The following is a 4,738-nucleotide window of genomic DNA, read 5'->3' as shown; positions in this document are numbered from 1 at the left end:
CATCGTCGGCTTCTACAACTGCAAACGCATCAATTCAGCATTGGGCAATCTGTCGCCCGCCGTCTACGAACGGAAAATGGCAGTACGCGAACCTATCGTGGTGTCCGAAATTACTTGACCACAGCATATATTTGTTCTCCGAGATTCATTTTTCGTACACCTCGCGGCCAAAGAGATGCGTGAAACGTTGTAAAACATCATTGCGCTCTGGCTTCAATGGTCGATCGACTAGCACTACTTCGTCGATAAGTTCGACGCGAATACGGCGTTCCCACAGCAAGCGAAAGAAGGCCTGGCGGACGTCCTGGTAGTCGTGGCCGTGACGGTGAGTGACGGCTAGGAGAATGGATTGAGGAGGCTCGCCAGTTGTCAGGCTAGCGCGCAGGCGGTCCGCTAATTCCCGCTCTACTGCCTCGTCCAATGCATTGCTGCTACGGTGGTGCAAGTAAAGATTGCGTAAATTGTGATCCAGCTTCTCGGGAACGGTGACCGCCACAAATCGAACCGTTCGGATGCCGGCGTCCCAGTAGAGCTGCTCTTCGATTGCGTGTCGCGCCTGTGCTGCCCGAGTATCCTTTTGTTGATTGCGCACACGGCTACGCAAGTTTACCGACCGCTGGAAGTCCTTCTCATCCTGCTTGATTGTCCAGTTGATGCAATACGGTCCCCGGTCATCCGTGAGGAAGAGCAGCAGATCGCCGAAGTAGGGCAACGGCACCAGGAGATCCTGTCTTGCCTTCTCGTCTTTTCGACGGATCCAGCCGTGCAGTTTCAGCACGTCGAGCCGGTCAGCGATTGCGATCGTCCCCGGCATATCCGGAAGGTCCATCCCGATTGCCCTTGGGTGTCCGATAAGTGGATGCTGCCTTCGCTCTGGCGGCAGCATTCGTTGTTCCTGAACGTCGAACAACTTCGGATGGAAGAGGGCTAATCGCACCGCTGACTGTTCGGTTCGGGACAATGCGTGGATATAGCGCTGCAGCGTCTCTGACCACATCTGAGCCGCCCAGGAGATCGCGGGCGCCTCCTCCCGCGTCGCAAGTATCCCAGGAACGTACGCGGCCCCCCACTTGGGCGGGTCTTGGCGTCGGTAAACTTCCTTGAGGCGCGAAAACGTCATACGTCTTGATGTCATAGGTGTCCCCTGCGGAGCTAGGCCGCTTTTACGAATTTTGGACGAGGGACACCCTTGACCTACGACGACAACGCAGGTACATTTACTTCAGCCAGAAAATTCGAGAGTCCCTCTCGTTACGTCAAAAAGCCGCGGCCTGCAAGCCTGCGGCTTTTGCGTTTTTTTGGGCATTAGCCGCTCATCTGCGCCTCCACCGTGGTATCGCTTTCATTCGTGGAAATTTCGCTCGGGCGTCCCGTTCTTCCCGGGAAAAGCTCGGTATCGAATGCCTTCTTCAGACCGAGAGCAATTGCTATTCGATGTGATTCTCCTCGCTGAGCACGGCTCCGGCCGTTCAAGACGCTGTAGACCAGGTGCGCGTCGAAGCCATGCTCACGCGCCCAATCTGCGACCGTTACGCCATGTTCGTAGAACTGCTTACGTATAGCGTCAATTGCGTTTCTGTCGGGAGCCATAGCCGTCGATTTGATCAAATTTGAAGAACCGCCGTTGGCGGAGCAAGAGGTGCGTGCCAAGTGTTGAAACCAGTGCCGGGCGATACAATGCTAAGCCTGTAAGGCTTCCGCGTAAATCTGCAACGCAGGAGCCGCAATTCGAATCTATCCAGAGCATAAGTGTTTGATTCCAATGTCCTTTCGCTTGATGAGTTCGCTTTCGCGTCCGGCGTTGGTCCCCTTTCGCGTAGACACATAGTTGACGCGTTTGCCACCGTCTCCTGGTTCAACGTTTTGACTGAACACGCTGGAGCACAGACGGTTGCAGAGGTTGCCAGGCGATATGCACTGCCAGGTCAAGACAGCCCAGAGCAGAGGAAAATGGCGCATCGCCAGTGGGCGGAGAGATCAAAAGGCTTTCGTACTCCAAGCGTCGCGCTGATTGATTACACCGATCGGCAATGCGAAGGGAGCGCAGCGCTGTTTAACCACGCCCTATGGATTGCGCTTCGAGTAGACACGCCAGCCGAGCGTCATACCAACGCGATGCTTCAACGATTACCGCCCAGTTTTCGTCGACTCGTTGAACTGAAGACCCTGCCGAAAGGCAATAGCCATTTTGGGAAGATGAGAAACCTGAGCCGCTCTGGCTCGCTTGAGGACTTGGCATGCCTCGTCTTCCTGATGCGTCAGGCAATTGAGGAAGAATGCAACGATCTCGCCTACAGCCTTGCCAAATGCATAAACAGAGCCTTGCTCGTGCAAGGTGCGTGGCTCGGGCAGCACGGCTTGCTTCGACCAATGATTGAGTACGTTGATCGTTATTTTTTTGCCAAGGTGGGGCCGCCATTCGACGGGATTGCGTCGGGAAGCAGCTACTTCTCAACGTTGACGCGGTTGATTAGGGCTTTTTCCGATCGAGGTTATACGGAACAAGGAAATTTTTTTGTAGCGCGATGGAGTCTGGAGGTTCGAGAGATCCTCGCTAAGTGATGATAGTCACTTCCCCACTCTAGCCTTTTTTCGCCGATTCAGTATCAGCACCGAACAAAGCAAATTTTTTCTTCAGAACAACTTGCGTCATTTTCAATCGGCAATAGCGCAAAAGTTCATTCCAGCACCGATGCGAGCTGGTCTGGATTATCGACTAGCGCTGCCCAACGCGTATGCAAGCTCGCAAACTTTGTTGCCAAATGAAAATGATTGATGGTATATTTTCAATGCGGCATGTTGATCATTTTTACATATCTCTTCTTGGCATTACGTCGTGGTTCGGCAAAACAGCGGCAAGGGATAGACGCGTACCGCGAAACTGAGGGAATGAGTTGCGAACCCTAGAAGTTGTGGGAGCGCCCTGTCAATGAAATGCATGCCCCAAAATGGGCAAGACATGGAGAAATAGTTGTGGCGCGTTCCCTCCGAAAAACCAAGCTGAACGGCATGCCTTATTACAGGCGCGAGGTCGTGGAAGCTGAAATCGACGAAATTGCAACCCTCAACGGCGCCGAACTGGTACGTCGTGCGTCCCTTTGGCCAAGTTCCGCCTCAGGGTTCATTTCGCCTGAAGCGTTGGTGTACTTCGTTCGCAACCTGCCAAATGGCGCCGAACGTGACAAACTCACTGAACATTTGCTTGCAAGGGTAATCCGTCGCATACCGCGGCCTGCGGACGCGGGCAATCACACGGAGTCTCTCACCAGAATGAACATTCGTGACGACGTTCGCGACCGGTTCGTAGATCTACTGATGAGCGACCGGGATGGGTATGACGACCGCTTTGATTACTACGAAATCAACTTTAACGCGGCCATAGCCGCGGCTCGGCAAGATGCCAGCACTCGACATTGGACGCACGAGAATCGGAGCGACGAGCTGAGTACGGACGAGTCGGAGATTTCCGAAAGGGCGGAGGCTGCGGCTGCGGCTGCGGCTGCGGCTGCGGCTGAAGGCTACGATCCCTTGGATGCTGACGAACTTGACAAAAAAGATTACCGGTTGTTGCTCGACGATGCGATTGACACCTTACCTGAATTCCAACGGAGGATCGTCGAGATGTTGCGCCAAGAAATACCCATCGAGTCAAAGGACTCCACTGTCACCTCCATCAGCAAAGTAATGGGCAAGGCTGAGAAGACTATCCGCACGCATCGTGACAAGGCTTTCGCCTCCTTAAAGATACGTCTCGAACGAAAAGGGAGAATGTAATGGCTAAGCATTTGTCGAACAAGCAGGAAGACGTTTTAAACGCCTTCGCCATGGATTACGAACCCGGAGCTGGCCTACTTGAGCAATACCTTTTGCAGTATCCCGAGTATTCGCTCCAGCTCGTGGACCTTTCCAGAGAGTTGTCTCGAGAGCTCGAAGACAACGGGCCATTAAGCGCAGATGATCTTTCTGCTGTGAATGAAGGTATGCGCAGAATCCAGGAAGGTCCGATAACTCTGCAAGCTTTGCAGGCGGCACCGGCGAAGTTATTCACAGACGCAGTCAAAGTATTAGGATTCCCAATCCAGACCGGCCTTGCTGTGCGTGAGCACCGAATCGAAGTATCGACCATCCCTTCACGCATTCTCGAGAAGCTGGCTCTGGCTTTGCGTGCGCCAGTCGCGGTCCTTTCCGCCTATATGGCTTTACCGCCCCAAGCATCTCAACTTCGCGCGAGTAAGTCCAGTACCAAGCCAGCGGCAGCGGAAAAAGTTTCTTTGGAAAGAATCCTGAAAGAGGCAGGCTACGACGAAGATGCGTTGTCGAAGTTGTTTAACGGGCAGTAACCATGGACGCCATAGAGCTCGCTCGGCAGCACGCAAGACGGCTACACGACGAAGCAGTTAAACGTGGGAGCGAACCGTGGCGCCCCTATCAGTTCGCGGTTGGAATCGCAAATGAGCTCGGCATTACCGTGGAAACATGTGCCCCGGGTGCTGCAATACTCGATGGCGCGCGCGCCGCCTTCGACGGTGAGATTCCTCTCATCGTTCACGAGAAAGTTGGAACGCAATTCGAACAGGCTTTCCTGGTGGCGCATGAAATCGGCCATGCCGAGCTAGGAGCCTGCGCGGCAGACAGTTTTTTCGCTGAGCATGCCAAGCGCGTCTTCGCCGCCGTCGATAGCGATTCACTTTCGCGTGCGAAAGTCGAATGAAATAGAAGCTTCCGGCCTCAAATTGGG

Annotated in this window: 6 protein-coding genes; 4 read left to right on the top strand and 2 right to left on the bottom strand. The window is 54.0% G+C overall.

Going from position 1 to position 4,738, the window contains the following annotated elements:
* Positions 1 to 145: 145 nt before the first annotated feature.
* On the bottom strand, positions 146 to 829 hold the full coding sequence (locus F1609_RS33770; protein ID WP_167082295.1) for a PDDEXK family nuclease: 684 nt from the start codon (positions 827 to 829) through the stop codon (positions 146 to 148).
* A 476-nt stretch (positions 830 to 1,305) separates the two neighbouring features.
* Positions 1,306 to 1,650 (bottom strand): DNA-binding protein, encoded by a 345-nt coding sequence (locus tag F1609_RS33765; RefSeq protein WP_229422205.1) that lies wholly within the window; start codon positions 1,648 to 1,650, stop codon positions 1,306 to 1,308.
* 99 nt (positions 1,651 to 1,749) lie between these two features.
* Between F1609_RS33765 and F1609_RS33760 the strand changes: the two genes are divergently transcribed.
* From F1609_RS33760 to F1609_RS33745, 4 genes are all read left to right on the top strand, one after another.
* Positions 1,750 to 2,562, top strand: coding sequence for a hypothetical protein (locus tag F1609_RS33760; protein ID WP_167082293.1), 813 nt, complete (start codon positions 1,750 to 1,752; stop codon positions 2,560 to 2,562).
* A 411-nt stretch (positions 2,563 to 2,973) separates the two neighbouring features.
* Positions 2,974 to 3,774 carry an RNA polymerase sigma factor gene (locus tag F1609_RS33755; RefSeq protein ID WP_167082291.1) on the top strand — a complete coding sequence of 267 codons (801 nt, stop codon included), beginning with the start codon at positions 2,974 to 2,976 and terminating at the stop codon, positions 3,772 to 3,774.
* The gene (locus tag F1609_RS33750; RefSeq protein ID WP_167082289.1) at positions 3,774 to 4,340 is read left to right on the top strand and encodes a hypothetical protein; all 567 of its coding nucleotides are present in this window, start codon (positions 3,774 to 3,776) and stop codon (positions 4,338 to 4,340) included. Before F1609_RS33755 ends, F1609_RS33750 begins: the two co-directional genes overlap by 1 nt.
* 2 nt (positions 4,341 to 4,342) lie before the next feature.
* A complete protein-coding gene (locus tag F1609_RS33745) occupies positions 4,343 to 4,711 on the top strand; it encodes a M78 family metallopeptidase domain-containing protein (protein WP_167082287.1) in 369 nt (122 codons plus the stop codon).
* Positions 4,712 to 4,738 lie beyond the last annotated feature (27 nt).

The organism is Massilia aquatica (assembly GCF_011682045.1).
GTDB classification, from domain to species: domain Bacteria; phylum Pseudomonadota; class Gammaproteobacteria; order Burkholderiales; family Burkholderiaceae_D; genus Telluria_A; species Telluria_A aquatica.
This window is presented reverse-complemented; position numbering and strand designations above follow the sequence as displayed.

What these genes read in the sequence shown, in the direction of transcription:
- F1609_RS33770 (WP_167082295.1), bottom strand. Translation starts at nt 829, where the DNA reads ATGGACCTTCCGGATATGCCGGGGACGATCGCAATCGCTGACCGGCTC.
- F1609_RS33750 (WP_167082289.1), top strand. Translation starts at nt 3,774, where the DNA reads ATGGCTAAGCATTTGTCGAACAAGCAGGAAGACGTTTTAAACGCCTTC.
- F1609_RS33745 (WP_167082287.1), top strand. Translation starts at nt 4,343, where the DNA reads ATGGACGCCATAGAGCTCGCTCGGCAGCACGCAAGACGGCTACACGAC.